Annotated in this window: 1 protein-coding gene; it reads right to left on the reverse strand. The window is 66.9% G+C overall.

Features of this window, described 5'->3' with window-relative positions:
* On the reverse strand, nt 1–272 hold a 272-nt coding region (locus EYB28_RS19835), incomplete at both ends, for an integrase core domain-containing protein (protein ID WP_166853001.1).

Raw genomic sequence — 272 nt, forward strand, 5'->3', positions numbered from 1 at the left:
TCGTGGCTGTCGTGTTCTCGGGCTGTGGTGCTTGGGCGGGCCTTGGGTGTGGCGGTGTAGGCGGTGGCCGGTGTCTGTCGGTGTGGCAGGGACCGGTGTGGGCGGTGGTGGTTGTCGTGCTCGGCGAAGGTGTCCAGCAGGAGCTGCAGTTCGTGCGGGGTGGTGGGCTGGTCGGGCTGGGCGCGGAGCCATTTCTTCATCGTCTGTTGAAAGCGTTCGACCTTGCCCTGGGTCGTGGGGTGGTTGGGGCGGCCGTTCTTCTGCACGATGCC

This window comes from Isoptericola sp. BMS4, assembly GCF_011634835.1.
In the GTDB taxonomy this organism is placed as follows: Bacteria; Actinomycetota; Actinomycetes; order Actinomycetales; family Cellulomonadaceae; genus Isoptericola.